The sequence below is a fragment of the Cognatiyoonia sp. IB215446 genome (genome assembly GCF_033963825.1).
Classification (GTDB): domain Bacteria; phylum Pseudomonadota; class Alphaproteobacteria; order Rhodobacterales; family Rhodobacteraceae; genus Yoonia.
The window spans coordinates 955,761-972,848 of the sequence record NZ_JAXBMD010000001.1 but is presented as its reverse complement, the minus strand read 5'-3'; the positions used below and the strand labels follow the sequence as shown (position 1 = coordinate 972,848).

Here is a 17,088-nt window from a genome sequence, read left to right as displayed (position 1 = left end):
GGGAGTTAAGTCAGATGCAAACCAAATACCTTCTTTCAACCACAGCCGCGCTGGTGTTCACCACCTCGCTGGCCTTTGCGCAGGATTTCAGGATCGGCCTGGCCGAAGACCCCGATATCCTTGATCCGGATCAGTCCCGCACATTCGTGGGTCGGATCGTTTACGCGGCGATGTGCGACAAGCTCGTGGATATCACGCCCGACCTTGAAATCATCCCGATGCTGGCAACCGGATGGGAATGGTCCAGCGACGGCATGACCCTGACGATGACCCTGCGCGAAGACGTGACCTTTCATGATGGCGAGCCCTTCAATGCCGAAGCCGTCGCTTATAACATCAATCGATCAAAAACCCTGGATGAAAGCCGTCGCAAGTCCGAAGTGGCATCGATCAGTGGCACCAATGTGGTGGATGAATACACGATCGAGATCATGTTGGCGAACCCCGATGCGACGCTGCTGGCGCAGTTTGCTGACCGTTCCGGCATGATGCTTTCGCCGAAAGCGGCAGAGGAAATGGGGATCGGGTTCGGGAACGCACCGGTTTGCGCCGGTCCCTTCAGCTTTACCGAGCGCGTCCAGCAGGACCGGATCGTGCTGACCAAGTTCGAAGATTACTGGCGCGCGGATGAGATCAATTTCGACACGGTAACCTATCTGCCGATCACGGACGATACTGTGCGCCTGGCCAATCTGCGGGCGGGCGACGTGGACATGATCGAACGGCTGGCAGCGACGGATGTTGCCTCGGTTCAGGCGGATGATGGCCTGTTGCTCGAACAGGCCGTGTCACTGGGCTATCAGGGCCTGACGGTGAACGTCGCAAATACAGACCGGTCCGAAACACCGATGGGTCAAGATGCCACGGTGCGCCGTGCCTTATCGCTCGCCATCGACCGCGAGGTCCTGAATCAGGTGGTGTTCGAAGGTGTCTTTGCACCCGGCAACCAGCCTTATCCACCGACCTCGCCCTGGTATAACAGCGATTTCCCCGTGCCCGCCCGTGATGTTGAGGCGGCAAGGGCACTGCTAGCGGAAGCAGGCGCAGAAGGGATCAGTGTTGAGGTCCAGGTCTCAACCAACCCGGTCGCACAGCAGGTTGTGCAGGTGGTGCAGGCAATGGCCGCTGAGGCCGGCATCAATATCAGCATCGTGGCCAAGGAATTTGCGACGCTGCTGTCCGAACAGACCGCAGGTGCCTTTGAAATCAGCCAGATCGGGTGGTCGGGCCGCGTCGATCCGGATGGCAATATCCACCAATTCATGACCTGCGAAGGCGGGATCAATGACAGTGGCTATTGCAATCCAGAGATTGATACGCTGCTCAACGCCGCGCGCACATCGACAGATGTCGCGACCCGCAAGGAGAGCTATGACGCGGCGCTCGCCATTCTCCAGGAAGAGATCCCGATCATCTATCTTTACCACCAAACGTGGATCTGGGCGATCGATGACGCGGTTGCGGGCTACGTCCCCTATCCCGATGGCATGATCCGTCTGGTCGGTGTGTCCAAGACCGAGTGAGCACCTTGTCCCCGGCGGGTCACACCGCCGGGCCTGCCCGTTTCACCCCTAAGAGGCCCCCATGCTGCTTTTCATTGGACGCCGTCTTCTGGTCGCGATCCCGACGGTCATCCTGATCTCGATCTTCGTGTTTTTCCTGCAAAAGCTGTTGCCGGGTGATCCGGTTCTGGCGCTAGCGGGGGAGGACCGGAATCCCGAGATCTTGGAATACCTGCGCGAGAAATACCGGCTGAACGATCCGCTTTATGTCCAGTATTTCCACTGGATCGGCAACGCGCTGCGGGGCGATTTGGGGATTTCGCTGCGCACGCAGCAGCCAGTTCTGGAACTGATCTTGGAAAAGCTGCCCGTGACCTTGCAGCTGGCTGTGATGGCGCTGGTCTTTGCGATGGTCATCGGCATCCCGGCGGGCGTGATCTCGGCCTATTACAAAGGCACCTGGATCGATTGGGTGGCGAATGTCATCGCCCTGTCGGGGCTGTCAGTGCCGAATTTCTGGCTGGGGATCATGATGATCCTGCTTGTGTCGGTGAACCTGGGCTGGTTGCCCGCCTCCGGCTATCGGCCTTTTAGCGATGATCCACTGCAATCGATCCGCACCATGCTGATGCCCGCTTTCGTGCTGGGAACGGCCATCGCCGCAACGCTGATGCGGCATACGCGCTCGGCAATGCTGAGCGTGCTGCAATCAGATTATGTGCGCACCGCCCGCGCCAAAGGATTGCGCGAAAAGGTGGTTGTGCTGCGCCATGCGCTGAAGAACGCGCTGGTGCCAGTGGTGACGGTGATCACATTGCTGTTCGGCGAATTGCTGGCAGGCGCCGTGCTGACCGAGCAGATTTTCACCATCCCCGGCTTTGGCAAGCTGGTCGTGGATGCGGTATTCAATCGCGACTACGCGGTTGTTCAGGGGATCGTGCTTTGCACCGCGATCACCTTTATCCTGATGAATATCCTGGCAGACGCGCTTTACCGCGTCCTGAACCCACGCATGGCGACGCCATGACCGCGATTGATCTCGCCACGCCCGCCGAGGCGCTGCCGCCCCGCCGCAACCGCGTCTGGGCAAAGCTGCAGCGTAATGTGGCCGCGATGGCGGGCGTGGTGATTGTGGGGTTCTTTGTCATCGTGGCGCTGCTTGCGCCGGTTCTGCCAATCCCCGGCCCAGCAGAGACCGACTGGGGCGCTGTTCGCAAACCGCCCTCGCCTCAGCATTGGCTGGGGACCGACGAAATCGGGCGCGATATCCTGAGCCGGATGATCTGGGGCGCGCGGGCGTCGCTTTTGGCCGGTGTCGTCTCGGTCGCCATTGCGATGGCTATCGGCATTCCCCTTGGCGTGCTCGCGGGCTATGCCAAAGGCTGGTCCGACGCGATCATCGGGCGCGTGACAGAGGCCCTCCTCGCTGCCCCTTTCCTCATCCTCGCTATCGCACTTGCAGCCTTTCTGGGGCCATCGCTGACCAACGCGATGATTGCCATAGGCCTGTCGGCGGTGCCGATCTTTATCCGCATCGCACGGGGCCAAACGCTCAATGTGTTGACCGAGGATTATATCGAGAGCGCACGCGCCGTTGGTTTGGGACATGGGGCCATCATCTGGCGCTATGTCCTGCCCAACATCACGCCGCCACTTTTGGTGCAGGCGACACTGACGGTGGCGGCGGCGATCATTGCCGAAGCGTCGCTGTCTTTCCTTGGCCTTGGTCAGCAGCCACCAGCGCCGTCCTGGGGGGCGATGCTGAACACGGCCAAGGCGTTTATGGAACAGGCGCCATGGATGGCGTTCTGGCCCGGCATCGCGATTTTCCTTGTGGTGCTTGGCTTCAATCTTTTGGGTGACGGGCTGCGCGACGCGCTCGACCCGCGCGATACGTAAAGGCGACCAATGCAAACACCTCAGTTCACCACACGTCCTGAAATCCTTGGCACCTTTGGTGTGGCGACCTCGACCCATTGGATCGCGTCAGCCGTGGGCATGGCGATCCTTGAAAAGGGCGGCACCGCGATTGATGCAGGGGCGGCAATGGGCTTTGTCCTGCAAGTGGTGGAGCCGCATCTTTGCGGCCCATTGGGCGACATGCCGGCGCTGATCCATCTGGCGGGCGAGGACACACCACATGTCGTTTGCGGTCAGGGAACGGCGCCCGCAGGTGCGACGATTGCGCATTACAAGGATGAAGGGCTCGATCTGGTGCCGGGGTCAGGGCTGCTCGCCACTGTGATCCCAGGTGCATTTGGTGCCTGGATGCTGATGCTGCGCGATCATGGGCGGCTACCGCTGCGCGATATTCTGGAACCGGCGATCCATTATGCGCGGCACGGACATCCGACGCTGCCTCGCGTGTCTGCGACGATCAAAGGGCTGTCGGAGTTCTTTCGCGACGAATGGCCGACATCCTACGCCACCTGGGTGTCGGGCGGTGCCGCGCCAGAGCCTGAAAACCTGTTCAAGAACCCTGCACTCGCTGATACCTATGACCGTATCCTAACAGAGGCTGAAGCAGCATCAGGTCGCGAAGCCCAGATCGAGGCGGCGCGGCGCGCCTTCTACGAAGGTTTCGTGGCCGAGGCGATTGATACATGGCTACGTGAGGCCTGTGTGATGGATGCCGCGGGCGCGCGCCGCAGGGGTGTCATGACCGGGCAGGACATGGCCGATTGGCAGCCGAGTTATGAAGCGCCCGTTTCTGTCGACTATGACAGATGGACAGTTTGGAAGGCCGGTGTCTGGACGCAAGGCCCGGTGATGCTGCAGACGCTTCGGTTGCTTGAGAATACCGGGATTGGCAAGGCAGACCTGACGGGCGCAGATTTCGTCCATCAGGTGACCGAGGCGATGAAGCTCGCCTTTGCGGACCGCGAGGCCTATTACGGCGATCCCGACCATACGGATATCCCGCTCAACACTCTGCTCAGCCGGGATTACGCGGTCGCGCGGCAAAAGCTGATTGGCGACACCGCATCCTTGGAACAACGGCCCGGAACGATTGCGGGTTTTGAGGATTGGGCCAGTGCGGCTGTCGCGCGGGCCTCGCAGGATATCGTCGATACGCCCGGCGCCGGTGCCGGAGAACCGACAATGGCGCATCTGACCGAAAAGCGCGGAGATACCGTCCATATCGATGTGATCGACCGGTGGGGAAACATGATCTCGGCAACGCCTTCAGGTGGATGGTTGCAGTCCTCGCCGGTAGTGCCGGGGCTTGGCATGCCTTTGAATTCCCGGGCGCAGATGTTCTGGCTGACCGAAGGCCTGCCGACATCGCTTGCGCCCGGTCGGCGCCCGCGTACCACGCTGTCGCCATCCATGGCACGCGGTCCGGACGGGCGAGCGTTGACCTTTGGCACGCCGGGTGGGGATCAGCAGGATCAATGGCAACTGATCCTGTTCCTGCGGTTGGTGCATGGTGGGGTGAACCTGCAGGCCGGGATCGATGCACCCCTCTTTCATACGGCGCATTTCCAAAGCTCGTTCTACCCCCGCGCAGCGCAGCCCGGGCATCTGATGGTCGAGCCTGCTTTCGGCGATGCAGTCATCGCCGATCTGCGTGCACACGGGCATGGCGTAGAGGTGGCAGAACCATGGACCGTCGGCCGCCTGACCGCCGCAGCGCGCGACCCCTCTGGACTGATGCGCGCCGCCGCCACGCCAAGGCTGATGCAAGCTTACGCGGTGGGGCGATAGGATGACCTATTCCATTCTCGCACGTGATCCTGAGACAGACCATCTGGGCATCGCAGTCGCCAGTCGTTTTTTCGCTGTGGGCGCGCTGGTTCCGCACATTCGAGGAGGCAAAGGTGCCGTAGCAACGCAGGCATTTATCAACCCGATGCTGGGTGTTGAAGGTGTTGATCGGCTGGCGAAAGGCGAAGCAGCAGAAAAGGTGCTTTCGGATATGATTGCCCGCGATGGCGGGCGGTTGCAGCGTCAGGTGCATATGGTCGATGCAAATGGTCAGATATCGGCTCATACGGGTGCCGAGTGCGTCGACTGGGCGGGTCATGCTGCGGGTCCGGGGGTGTCCGTCGCGGGCAATATGCTGGCCGGACCACAGGTCGTCGAACATACCCTTGCTGCGTATCAGGCGGCTATGCACGAACCCCTGCCCAGGCGACTGTTGACTGCCATGGAGGCCGGGGCAGCCGCGGGTGGCGACAAACGAGGCACGCAATCCGCAGCACTCTGCATCCACAGGACCGAGGATTACCCATGGATCGACCTGCGCGCTGACGACCATCCCGATCCGCTGGCAGAGTTGCGCAGACTTCTGGACGTCGCCGGAGAGCGGTTTTTGCACGTGGCTGAGATCATGCCGACAAAGGCGGATTTTTCGGGCCTGACCGACAGAACAAGCATCGACGCCGCCATCGCTGCGGAAGAGGCCCGGCGCAAGGCCGAAGGCCGCGTCAGCCGGTCCTTTGCCACAGAACTGGGCGACCAGAGGCAAAACCCATCGGTAGCGCTGAAAAAGTGAGCATTCGCCTGACCACGCTGGGGCGACGGCGGTCAATGACGTGACATCGAGCACAAATGGCTCTCGACTACCTGTGACATATCAATGGCAGAGACAATTACTCAAGCGGACATTGCAGGCGCTGAACTGCTGCTTAGCATCGCCCAAACCGCGAAATAGCGATAGCAGATGCTGGACAATCTTGATGGCCAGCGGGATCTTACGGCTGCCAAGCGTACGCCGACCTTTCACAATACGACACCGATGGCCTGCCAGTTTGATCCGCGTCTTCCGGGCTTTACCATGCCGCATGGTCGCGACGCGCTGGTTCTGTCTGAGATTGCGAAGATGCTGCCGGGCGATGCGACGGATATCGCCTTCGCCCCGCTTGTCTTGCCCCCGCAAAGCTGTGCCAAAGTTGGCTCAGTTTTTAGAGACGGGATTGATGGCGCGGAAACGGTACTCGGACGAAGATATTCTGCGGCTTCAACTGATCTCGAAACCGTTCCTGAAAATCGAGTTTGCATCGAACGGCGGCGTCTACCATCCAATCTAGCGTGGTGTCGCCCAGCCCGGTCTCTGCATAGGAGCCGCCAACGTCGCCATGGACGCCCGGAAACCAGACCTGCTTCACGTTGGGCCTATTTTCCACGTCCCATCACAGCGGACAACCAGTCTCATAAAACAACCCAGACAAAAAACTTCGCGGTGAATTACCTGGAAAGTTGAATGAATTGAGCACTTTCGTCAAACCAGAGTGCGTTGATGTTGCCGCAACCCTAGCGAGTTTCGCGGTTTGGTTTCGATTTTTTGTTCGAACCGCAGATTACAGAAGTGCTGATTGCGAAGGAATGCAGTCTTCCGTGAAGAAGGTCGTAAACGGCAGCGAAAGCAAATATTCCCTCGCTGCCGTGTAACCAGTTACCTAATAATGCTCACTCTAAAAGGGGCTAATTACTCACCAACTTTACTCGTCACATGCACTGGATCACATCGGATTGTGGCCGCATATGGTTCTCTGACCCTGTCCTTTAGGATAGGTCGGCCACAGTTTGGTCGTAGCCCTTAACCGGAAGTTAATTTTGTTCGGTTTTGCGCTGGCACAAGCCATCCCGGATATCCGTCCAACATCTCACTTGAGGCCCAGTTCCTCAATCCCGCGCTTAGCGCGAATGACCGCCGGGCAGGTCGTTGTCGCACTTTAGCTGGGACGGCTTGTCTTCGTCCTGCCGTTACGTCATCAAGCACAAAAAGCTTTGCTTTGATGAGGGCGATTCATGCAGATGCGCAGCTGTGTTCCGATGATGCTAACGGTCGGTGTTCTGTACATGCCAGCTCCTTTGATTGGTCAGAGTTGGGAGAACCCGGCAAACAGATATCTGACTGCTCATGAAGCCTATGACGACGCGACCTGTCCGGTCGGTGCCGATGGTATTCAGCATTTCGTGTATTTCGCGCGGGACCGCCGTGCCATGCGTCGTCACGCTCTGCTTGAGTCCGGTAGGTTCGAAGGTGCTCAGGTCATGTACGCCTGGGCTGATTTAGAGCCACACAGAGGTGTCTATGATTTCAGCGATATCCAAGAGGATCTCGCTTACCTCAGACTGCATGGCAAGACACTCTTTATCCAACTTCAGGACGCGAGTTTCTGGCATCGCAATGTCCCCGTTCCAGGATATCTAAGATCGGACGAGTTCGACGGCGGAGCGACTGAGCAATTCTATGAGAACGGGCAACCGGAAGGTTGGGTTGCCAAGCGGTGGTCACCAAGAGTTCAGGAGCGGTTTAGTGCGCTTCTGCAGGCCCTTGGAGAAGAGTTTGACGGAGAAGTTGCTGGAATAAACCTTCAGGAAACCGCGATCGGAGTGTCCTCCGAAACAGACCCCAGTTTTTCTCCAGAACTCTACTTTGAAGGCATCAAAACAAACATGCAGGCTCTGGCAACTGCGTTTCCTAATACTGACAAACTCCAATACGCAAACTTCATGCCTGGCGAGTGGTTGCCTTGGGAGGATGAGGGATACCTGTCAGGCGTCTATCAGCACGGTGAGGTGATTGGTGTCGGTCTCGGCACTCCTGACCTGTTAATGCAGCGCAAGGGTCAGCTGAACCATCCCTTGGCAATGATGCACGAAGGTACTTTTTCTGTTCCGCTTGGGATCGCCATTCAGGATGGCAACTATGTTGGGCAAACGAACTCAAATGAAGTCCAGAGTGGGCGTACAAGTCTTGTGCCGAAACTTAGCGCATTTGCCCACGAGTTTTTGCAAGTGGACTACATGTTCTGGGTGAACCAGGAGCCATATTTTGAGGAAGATGTTCTGCCTTGCTTTGAGTAGACACCACGAAAAAAACGCGCACGGATGAGCGAGTACCAGTAACTTTTTTGTAACGTTTACCCGAAGGGCGGCAGGTAGAGATGTCAGTTTTATGGCGCTACCGGAGGGTAGAAAAGGCACGGTGACGTCTTGTTGTTCAAGAAAGTGATGCCCAAGCTACGTGTGACGAAGATGCGAAGAGGTGCTCTTAGACTATTGTAGACAGCACGATGCTACGCCGATTTGGCTATTGATTGCCGAGCGCAACACGTGGCCTAGCGGGAATAATGATCATAGCTGTTGGCAACGATCAGAGGGAGTGTGGTGGGAGGCAGCCAAGAAATGGGAATCTGTCAGTTGGAACAACGACACTAAACGCTGACCTGCGAAGCGGTACGAACCACTCAAACAAATTCACGCTAAATGATGGTACGGCCACAAAATGGCCCACTGCAGTCTACCTAAACCTATGTAATCTTTTTTATTCAATGAGTTATGAGGTTTTTGTGGAGGCGAGTACCGGATTAGCCTACATGTATTAAATAGTATTGTTTTTAAAGGATAAATTCGAAAGCGTATTGTCCAAGATATAGTCCAACAGATGCTTCGCGTTTGTGCTCGGCTGTTGGGGCCGAACGCAAAGTCGCCGACGATCCAAAGCGCATCTTGAGGGCCAACTTTGGATGTGAGGTTTTCAATCAAAACTGCGTCCATAAGTGGTTGATGACTTTCACGCAGATTTGCCCACTCTCTGGCCGAGGGAATGGATGCGAAAGCGTTGTATGCAGACGGCTCGATGCCTCCTCGTCGACCGTCCCGGACAGATCGAGCTCTTGAGTTACTGAAACAACACACGTACCGATCAAACCAATCGCAGAGCGTGGTGATGCCGCCTTTCAGTGAGCGGGCGATCATGGATGCAACTACGTCCGTCTTGACGCGCGCCGTATCCTGCCAAGCTCGCACAAGGCTCAACGTGGGGAATGAAACCGGCCAAAGGCAAGGGAAGCGACTTATGAAACGATACACATTTCGGGCTAGAAAGGTAGCGAGCAAAGGATTTCTGCTGACTCTTCCGCTTGATCTAAGTTAGTCTATCGGCATGAACGGGTGGGCAATATTTTTAGCATCTTACTGTGCAGTTGCACTTGTTACCTTCATTCCCGTAGGCCGCGCAATCCTAAAGCGAGTGAACCTGAAGGAAGCCAATTTTACTTTCTCGCATTCGCCTCACTTTTCTGAAGAAAATCGCGAACTGTTCGAACAGCACTATGATCGTCTAAAAGGAACGCTCGTTTTCTGGAAGAATAATGCTGCGAAATACGGTAACTTCCACCACTACTGTGTCGCTTGGACGATCCTGGGTGGAATATCGATACCCTTCCTTGCGCAGGCAATCACAGGCGATCCATTTTCAAAATGGTCGCTTACAATAGTTTCAGCGCATGTTGCCGTGCTTTATGTTTCTCAGAAAGGCTTCAAAGTCGAGCAGAACTACAAGAGCTTTCGCCTTGGTGAATCCGAGTTCTATGATCTTCGTAGAAGGCTTCTCGACATGCCCCATAAACTCGGAGAAAACGAGTCTGATCAAATCAAGAACTATTTTGAGCAAGTCGAAGCCATTCGCTCAGACATGAGGTTGCGGGAAGTGGATGGCATCGCTTCCTTTGAAGATTTGCGGCAAGCTGTTCAGCAAAGCAGAAACAATGACCCGACGGGTAATCCATAAGAATCCCAATTCTCCCGCCCCCCAGCAAAGCAGACAAGCCCGTTCCCACATTGCGCAATCTATTTACTATGCCTGGGTCAGGCGTGAACTTGCATCAAGGGGTATGGGCAGTCTCCGCCGTTGTCATCGATCCCAGGCGCTCCAATGTACCGTTAAAGCAGAAGATGGGTCAGAGCGTCCATGTCATCGATCTGTTGGGATCGCAACACCGAAATCCGCGCGGTTCGATCCTTTTGATGGCCCCGATCCTAACGATGCCCGAAAGCCTTGGAGTAGCAACAGGAACAACACAACCTGGGTCTCGGGGGCATACTTTGTGATTCCCGGTCAGCTGGTTATTAGAGTCGAGTAGCCGACAAGCTAAGTGATCCGACGCTACGGCTCCAAGATACACGTGGAACGGCCGCAACGAGGCTACTTCGAGCGGCCTTGGCCTCAACCAAATCGCAAATCACATGGGGTGGTCGCTTCGGTATGCCGCCGCTGTCATCGAGCATTATGCAGCCGTTTCGCCTGCCGAGAGCGCGGAAGTCCTCGACTTACTGAAGCGCGAAAAGCAGCGCCGCGAGGACAAAACTGTAAACGCTATTGCAAACGCCCCTGATGGGGCAAAGAGAGGAGAGAGCTAAGTCATTGAAATTAAATGGAGGCGAGTACCGGAATCGAACCGGTGTACACGGATTTGCAATCCGCTGCGTCACCACTCCGCCAACTCGCCTCGTGACTACGGGTCAGTAAGGCCGCACGTTGACGCAGTCAAGCGCATTAGGCTTGCGACCGTGAGGAAATCCAAACCAACAGAGTTTGCTTTCCCCTTCCCGCCCGATAGGCTAGCAGTCAACCTCCCGACGGGCTGCTCCGGCAAACGATCTTATTTGGAACAAAGATGCCTCGATCCATCCTTTTTGTGACCGGCACGCGTGCGGATTTTGGCAAGCTGGAACCTTTGGCGGTCGCTGCGCGCGACAAAGGTTTCACAGTCGCATTCTTCGTCACAGGCATGCATATGCTGGCGCGGTATGGGCTAACGAAACTCGAAGTCCACAGGACCGCAGGCGTTGCCGTGCACGAATTCCTCAACCAGCGCGATGATGATCCGCAGGATCTGATCCTCGCCAAGACGCTGATCGGGTTCTCGGATTTCGTCAAAGAGCATGCACCGGATCTTGTGGTGATCCATGGCGACCGGGTCGAGGCGCTCGCCTGCGCGCTGGTTTGCGCGACCAACTACATCCGTTGCGCGCATATCGAAGGCGGCGAGGTCTCGGGCACGATTGACGAGATTTACCGCCATTGTAACAGCAAGCTGGCAAGCCACCACTTCGTATCCTCGGATGTGGCAGCGCGGCGTGTGATGGCTTTGGGTGAACCGTCCGAAAAGATCCACGCGATTGGCTCACCGGAACTGGACTTCCATGCGGGACCATCCGGCGTCAGCATCGAAGAAGTTAAGGAGCGATATGCCTTACCTTTTGATGATTTCGGGATTTGCGTGTTCCACCCGGTCACGTCTGAAGTGACGACGATGGGCGATCAATCGCAGGCGCTTTTTGGTGCACTCAACGCATCTGGGAAACAATTTGTGGTGATTGCCCCGAACAATGATCCCGGCACGACCGACATTTGGGCTGCCATCGATACGCTACCTAAAGAGCGATTTCGTGTCTTGCCCTCTATGCGATTTACGCATTTTTCGGAACTGATGAAGCATGCAAGCGCGATGGTCGGCAACTCCTCGGCGGGTGTGCGTGAGGCGCCGTTTCTTGGCCTGCCCTCGCTTGATATCGGCACACGGCAGACCAACCGGGCGCAATCCCCATCCGTGTCATTTGCCGGAGCTTTTGAGACCGACAAGATCGCGCGGTTCCTGCAAGACGAATGGGGCAGGTCCTATCCCCGCCATCACGCATTTGGCGGCGGCAGTGCGGCCACACGTTTTCTGAAGGTCCTTGAGGATGACAATTTCTGGCGGGGATCGCTGCAAAAAACCTTCCATGATGCCGCGCAGTAAGATGCATCGCGGCGTGCTGCTGCGACTTTATCTGTTCATTGCGCATCTTGTTCCGATGATTGCGCCTTCGGTGTTGCGGCGCCGTCTGCGGAAGGGCAAGGAGCATCCCAAGCGTTGGCCGGAGAAGCAGGGGCGCGCTCTTGCCGCGCGGCCCGAGGGCACGTTGATCTGGCTCCACGCGGTAGGCCTTGGCGAAGTCATGTCGTTGCGTGGCCTGATCGCCCGCCTCACTGCCCTGCAACCAGATGTGCAGGTCTTGGTGACATCAACGACGGCGGCCTCGGCAGAGGTATTTGTCAGAAACCTGCCTCCGCGGACGCTGCACCAGTTTCTGCCACTCGATGCCCCGCTCTACCGCAAACGCTTTCTGGATCATTTCAAACCCAACCTTTGTATCTGGGTCGAACAGGATATCTGGCCGGGCTTTGTTCATGATTTGCACCGGGACGGCGTACCCCAAGCGATGGTTGCGACACGGATGAACGCTGAATCCTTTCGGCTCCACCAAAAGGCCGCAAAGTTGTACCGCGACCTTTACGGGGTCATGGCAATGATTACCGCGCAGGACGATGCGAGCGCTACACATCTGCGGCGATTGGGGGCGGGGCCCAGTGTCTCAGGCTCGCTCAAGCCCGCAGCACCGGCTTTGGCCTGTGATGGGGCGGTTCTGGAGCGGCTTAGAGATGCGTTGCAAAATCGGTGGGTCTGGGCCGTTGCCCCTTCACATCCTGATGACGAACAGATCGCAATCGCAGCTCATGACATCGTCACACAAGCCGATCCGACGGCGTTACTCATCATTGCCCCCCGATATCCCGAACGTCGGGATGAGATTACGGCACAGATCGGCGGAAACGCCCCAATCCGATCACGTGATGAGATCCCTTCTCAGGATGATCGCGTCTGGCTATGCGATACATTTGGGGAAATGGGGCTGATTTACCGCCTCGCGCGGGCGATCTTAGTCGGCGGTACCTTTGGTCCTGTCGCCGGTCACAACCCGTGGGAGGCGGCGGCACTGGACACCGCGATCTTTCACGGGCCACAGACGGCAAATTTTGCGCATGACTTTGAGGTGCTGGACTCGGCAGGCGGCGCACTAAAAGTTGACGACGCTGAGGCGCTCGCCACAGCGCTCATGCACCACGACCAGCCGGAATTAGCGCAGAATGCACGCGACTGCATCGCCAAAGCAAGCGCACAAACCGACAAATTGGCACAAGACCTTGTCGCACTGTTGAGGCCTGCATGAACACGCCGTTTCCTAGTTTGAAACTGCGCGTCGCGCTTATCGGCTATGCGGCGCTCTGGTGGGCGATGATGCCGGTCATCCTGCTTTACCTCTGGCGACGTGGGCGCAAGGATCCGCTATATTCAAAGCACATCTCCGAGCGGTTTGGCTGGTATCGCCAAACACTGCAGCAACCAGTCTGGGTGCATGCTGTCTCATTGGGCGAAATGCGCTCAGCAACACCACTGATCCGGGCACTCCTTGATAGGGGCGAGACGGTGCTGACGACGCATTTCACGCCAGCGGGCCGCCGCGAGGCTGAACGGGCCTTTGCAGAAGAAATCGCTGCCGGACAGGTCCAGACCGTGTGGGTACCATTCGAATACGGATTTTCGTATCGCCGGTTTCTACGTCATTTTGCCCCCAAATACGGGCTGATCATGGAGATCGAAATCTGGCCGCGCATGATCGCGGCCTGTCATCGCCTGGGCACACCGCTTTTCATGTGCAACGCGCAATATCCCAAGAAAAGCTATGAGAAGGATACCCAAGGCCTTGGCCTACGCGCCGAGCTGTTGGCTGGTTTCGCCGGTGGATTTGTCAAATCCGAAGGGCAACGTGCGCGTTTCGCGTCCCTGAACATGCCGAACCTGTATGTGACAGGTGAGTTGCGCTTTGACCAGCCGATCCCCCAAGCGCATCTGGATGCTGCCGCGCATGTCCGGCAGCGGCTGACACGCGGCCGCCCGACATTCACGCTGACAAGCGTGGTGGAGGGTGAAGACTCGATCTATCTGCGCATGATCAAAGCCACGCCCGAGGCGTTCTTTGTCTATGTGCCCCGCGCGCCTGAGCGATTTGATGAAGTGGCCGAGATGTTGTCTGCCGCCGGAATTCGCTACGCCCGCCGGTCAGAGCTGTTTGATGACACATTGGCGCCGCGCGGAGACACTACCGAGATCGACGTTTTGCTGGGCGACAGTATGGGCGAGATGTATTTCTACCTCGCGCTGTGTGGCCGCGCCATCGTGGGTGGCGGCTTTGTCACCAAAGGCGCGCATAACGTCATCGAACCACTTGCGCTGAAAAAACCGGTTATCGTCGGGCCGCATATCTGGACCATTGAATATCCTGCGACAGAGGCGATTGCAGCTGGTGTCTGTGCTCATGTGATGACCAAAGAGGGGCTGATCAGCACAGTGCAAAACCCGCCGCCGGTCAGCAGCGATCAGATTACCGCATTTTATGACGCCCATGCGGGCGGGGCCCAACGGACGATCGCGGCAATCGAAAAGGCCCTGCCCCGCTAGACGCCGACATCCTCGGGGCCAACGGCAGTGGCCTTGATGATCGCGTAAACCTCTTGCCCCACCGCCAATTGCATGCGCTGTGCGCTGCGCTGCGTCACCCGCGCCAAAAGCCGGTCCTGCCCTGCCAAGAGGCCGACCGCGACGCCGGGTCCCCGCCCGTCTTCAAGCCCGGTGATCTGTACTGGCAGGATGTTCAACGCGCTGATCCCAGCGGGCTTTTCGCGGGCCAGGATGACGTCTTGGGCCGGGATACGCAGCCGCACTTTCTGGCCAAGCTGCCCCAGGTGACCGGGCATCATCAACCGCCCGCCGGAAAAGGCAAGTTCTGTAAGGCCATCATGCAAAAGCCTGCCCGCAACACGGGTCTCGATCACCGCACCCGCCGCCCGCACACCGACCAACGGCACGGCATCAGGCCGCGACAGCACATCACCGATAGGGCCCGCAATACTCACCTGTCCCGCATCCATGACGACAAGTGTGGTCGCCAGACGGGCGACTTCTGACACGTCATGGCTGACGTAGAGAATGGGGATCTGCACCTCATCGCGCAGCTTCTCAATGTAGGGCAGGATCTCTGCCTTGCGCCGCGCATCAAGAGCAGCCAGCGGCTCATCCATCAGGAGGATCTGCGGGTTGCACATCAAGGCGCGCCCGAGCGCCACACGCTGCTTTTCACCGCCCGACAAACCCGCAGGCCGACGCGCCAGCAAATCCTCCAACCCCAATAGCGCGATCAGATGATCTGCATCATGATCACCGCCATATCGCAGGTTCCGCTCCACACTTAGATGCGGAAAGAGCCGGGCATCCTGAAAGACATAACCGACACGCCGCTGATGCGCGGGGCGGTTGATGCGTGCCGCGCTGTCAAACAGAACGCTGTCGCCTACCGCGATCCTGCCTGCATCTGGCTTGACAAGCCCCGCAACCGCATTGACCAGTGACGTCTTGCCAGAGCCGGACGGTCCGAAAATCGCCGTCAGCCCCGCCGGAGCTGTCACTTTCGCCTGCAAGGCAAAGGCACCCAGTTGCTTGGTGACATCGATCTCCAGCATCAGGCAGCCATCTGTCGGGCCACACGGCGCGCCAGCCATTCCGACGCCAGCAAAGCCCCCATCGCAAGGATGATAGAGACGATCACGAGACCAAGCACCGCAGGCTCGCTGCCGGGAACCTGCAGCAAACCATAGATCGCGGAGGGGATCGTTTGAGTCTCGCCGGGGATGGCCGCGACAAAGGTGATGGTCGCACCGAACTCGCCCAGCGCCTTGGCAAAACCAAGGATTGCCCCGGCCAGTATACCGGGAAGGATGAGCGGCAGCGTAATGGTGCTCAGCACCCGCCAGCGCGAGGCACCCAAAGTTGCCGCCGCATCCTCCAGCCCCGGATCCACGGCTTCGATCCCCAGCCGGATCGCGCGGACCATCAGCGGAAAGGCCATGATGCCCGCAGCCAGCGCCGCGCCAGTCCAGCGGAAAGCGAATGTGATGCCCAACATGCTTTCCAAGAACCCGCCAATGGGTCCTTGCCGCCCAAAGACCACGAGCAACAGGTAGCCTGTGACAACGGGCGGCAGCACCAATGGCAAATGAACCAAACCATTCAGGAACTGGCGCCCGATGAACTGCTTTCGCGCAAGAAGGTAGGCCACCCAAATCGCGAGCGGGAGCGCGACCAGCGTCGCCACCAGCGCAACTTGCAGCGAAAGGCGGATCGCCGTCCACTCGGCCGGTCCTAAAAGATCGGTCATTCGCCCACCGCCAAAGGTGGCAGGAAACCTGAAGCGGCCAGTTTTTCGCGGCCTTCCGGGCCCGTCAGGGTATCGAGAAATGCCTGCGCTGCGGGGTCTGCATTACGCGTCAGCGCGGCCTGATAGCGGATAGGCGGGTGACTATCGCTTGGAAAAATCGCCAGTTGCCGGACGGCGTCCGTGATCCGTAGATCGGTCGCATAGACAATCCCCAAAGGCGCCTGTCCGCGCGCAACAAGTGTCAGTGCCGCGCGCACATTGTCCACTTCTGCCAGACGATCCGATAGCGCCTCCCACAAATCCAGCGATTGCAGCGCAGATTTGGCGTAAATGCCCGCCGGCACGGCCTCGGTGAGGCCTAGCGCCATGCGTCCCCCGTCGAGCGCCTGCAGCAAATCACCAGCCTCCAACGCAAGAACATCCTCTTGCGCATCGCCGATCAAAACCAGTCGATTGCTGGCGAAATCGATGACGCTGGCAGGCACAACGTGACCTCCTTCAACAAGGACATCCATCCAGTCTTTGTTTGCGAGCAGAACGACATCGACAGGCGCGCCCAGACTGACTTGGCGCGCCATCGTGCCGCTGCCGCCATAGGACACCACGACATCATCCAAGGATACTGCAATCGCATCCACCGGTTCTTTGAGGCTGGCGGCGGCAAAGACAAGCACATCCGCGCGCACCATAGCGCCGGAAAGGCCAAGCCATATCAAAAGGACGAACCGCCATATCATGGCGCGACTATCTGACCGAT

General features: G+C 58.0%; 14 protein-coding genes and 1 tRNA gene. 10 read left to right on the top strand and 5 right to left on the bottom strand.

What is annotated here, in order from left to right; translation table 11 throughout:
• The first annotated feature begins 14 nt into the window (after nucleotides 1–14).
• The 5 genes from SLH49_RS04920 to SLH49_RS04900 all read left to right on the top strand — a co-directional run bounded on the left by SLH49_RS04920 (nucleotide 15) and on the right by SLH49_RS04900 (nucleotide 6,000).
• Nucleotides 15–1,523: an ABC transporter substrate-binding protein gene (locus SLH49_RS04920; protein WP_320268035.1), complete on the top strand. Its 1,509-nt coding sequence runs from the start codon at nucleotides 15–17 to the stop codon at nucleotides 1,521–1,523.
• Between the two features lie 61 nt (nucleotides 1,524–1,584).
• On the top strand, nucleotides 1,585–2,529 hold the full coding sequence (locus SLH49_RS04915; RefSeq protein WP_320268034.1) for an ABC transporter permease: 945 nt from the start codon (nucleotides 1,585–1,587) through the stop codon (nucleotides 2,527–2,529).
• Nucleotides 2,526–3,401 (top strand): ABC transporter permease, encoded by an 876-nt coding sequence (locus SLH49_RS04910; RefSeq protein WP_320268033.1) that lies wholly within the window; start codon nucleotides 2,526–2,528, stop codon nucleotides 3,399–3,401. The genes SLH49_RS04915 and SLH49_RS04910 overlap by 4 nt, the downstream gene beginning before the upstream one ends.
• Nucleotides 3,402–3,410: 9 nt before the next feature.
• Nucleotides 3,411–5,210, top strand: coding sequence for a gamma-glutamyltransferase family protein (locus SLH49_RS04905; protein ID WP_320268032.1), 1,800 nt, complete (start codon nucleotides 3,411–3,413; stop codon nucleotides 5,208–5,210).
• A gap of 1 nt (nucleotide 5,211) precedes the next feature.
• Nucleotides 5,212–6,000 carry a DUF1028 domain-containing protein gene (locus SLH49_RS04900; RefSeq protein WP_320268031.1) on the top strand — a complete coding sequence of 263 codons (789 nt, stop codon included), beginning with the start codon at nucleotides 5,212–5,214 and terminating at the stop codon, nucleotides 5,998–6,000.
• A gap of 409 nt (nucleotides 6,001–6,409) precedes the next feature.
• Here the strand turns inward: SLH49_RS04900 and SLH49_RS04895 are convergent, their stop codons facing one another.
• A complete protein-coding gene (locus tag SLH49_RS04895; protein WP_320268030.1) occupies nucleotides 6,410–6,613 on the bottom strand; it encodes a phospholipase effector Tle1 domain-containing protein in 204 nt (67 codons plus the stop codon).
• A gap of 643 nt (nucleotides 6,614–7,256) precedes the next feature.
• On the opposite strand from SLH49_RS04895, the gene SLH49_RS04890 reads away from it, so the two are divergent.
• Complete coding sequence (locus SLH49_RS04890; protein WP_320268029.1) at nucleotides 7,257–8,318, top strand: hypothetical protein; 1,062 nt, start codon at nucleotides 7,257–7,259, stop codon at nucleotides 8,316–8,318.
• 1,168 nt (nucleotides 8,319–9,486) lie between these two features.
• Nucleotides 9,487–10,026, top strand: a complete 540-nt coding sequence (locus SLH49_RS04885) for a hypothetical protein (RefSeq protein ID WP_320268028.1) — start codon at nucleotides 9,487–9,489, stop codon at nucleotides 10,024–10,026.
• Between the two features lie 644 nt (nucleotides 10,027–10,670).
• On the opposite strand, the gene SLH49_RS04880 is transcribed toward SLH49_RS04885, so the two are convergent.
• Nucleotides 10,671–10,744: transfer RNA gene (locus tag SLH49_RS04880), tRNA-Cys, on the bottom strand.
• Nucleotides 10,745–10,912: 168 nt separating this feature from the next.
• On the opposite strand from SLH49_RS04880, the gene neuC reads away from it, so the two are divergent.
• From neuC to SLH49_RS04865, 3 genes are read left to right on the top strand one after another with little or no spacing between them, the layout of a single operon-like run.
• Nucleotides 10,913–12,037 (top strand): UDP-N-acetylglucosamine 2-epimerase, encoded by a 1,125-nt coding sequence (neuC, locus tag SLH49_RS04875; protein WP_320268027.1) that lies wholly within the window; start codon nucleotides 10,913–10,915, stop codon nucleotides 12,035–12,037.
• Nucleotides 12,021–13,289: a 3-deoxy-D-manno-octulosonic acid transferase gene (locus tag SLH49_RS04870; protein ID WP_320268026.1), complete on the top strand. Its 1,269-nt coding sequence runs from the start codon at nucleotides 12,021–12,023 to the stop codon at nucleotides 13,287–13,289. Before neuC ends, SLH49_RS04870 begins: the two co-directional genes overlap by 17 nt.
• Nucleotides 13,286–14,578, top strand: a complete 1,293-nt coding sequence (locus tag SLH49_RS04865) for a 3-deoxy-D-manno-octulosonic acid transferase (protein WP_320268025.1) — start codon at nucleotides 13,286–13,288, stop codon at nucleotides 14,576–14,578. Before SLH49_RS04870 ends, SLH49_RS04865 begins: the two co-directional genes overlap by 4 nt.
• Here SLH49_RS04865 and modC read toward each other — a convergent pair.
• From modC to modA, 3 genes are read right to left on the bottom strand one after another with little or no spacing between them, the layout of a single operon-like run.
• Nucleotides 14,575–15,675, bottom strand: coding sequence for a molybdenum ABC transporter ATP-binding protein (modC, locus tag SLH49_RS04860; protein ID WP_320268024.1), 1,101 nt, complete (start codon nucleotides 15,673–15,675; stop codon nucleotides 14,575–14,577). The genes SLH49_RS04865 and modC overlap by 4 nt on opposite strands.
• Nucleotides 15,636–16,331: a molybdate ABC transporter permease subunit gene (gene modB, locus SLH49_RS04855; protein ID WP_320268023.1), complete on the bottom strand. Its 696-nt coding sequence runs from the start codon at nucleotides 16,329–16,331 to the stop codon at nucleotides 15,636–15,638. The genes modC and modB overlap by 40 nt, the downstream gene beginning before the upstream one ends.
• Nucleotides 16,328–17,068 (bottom strand): molybdate ABC transporter substrate-binding protein, encoded by a 741-nt coding sequence (gene modA, locus SLH49_RS04850; RefSeq protein ID WP_320268022.1) that lies wholly within the window; start codon nucleotides 17,066–17,068, stop codon nucleotides 16,328–16,330. Before modA ends, modB begins: the two co-directional genes overlap by 4 nt.
• Between the last annotated feature and the right edge of the window lie 20 nt (nucleotides 17,069–17,088).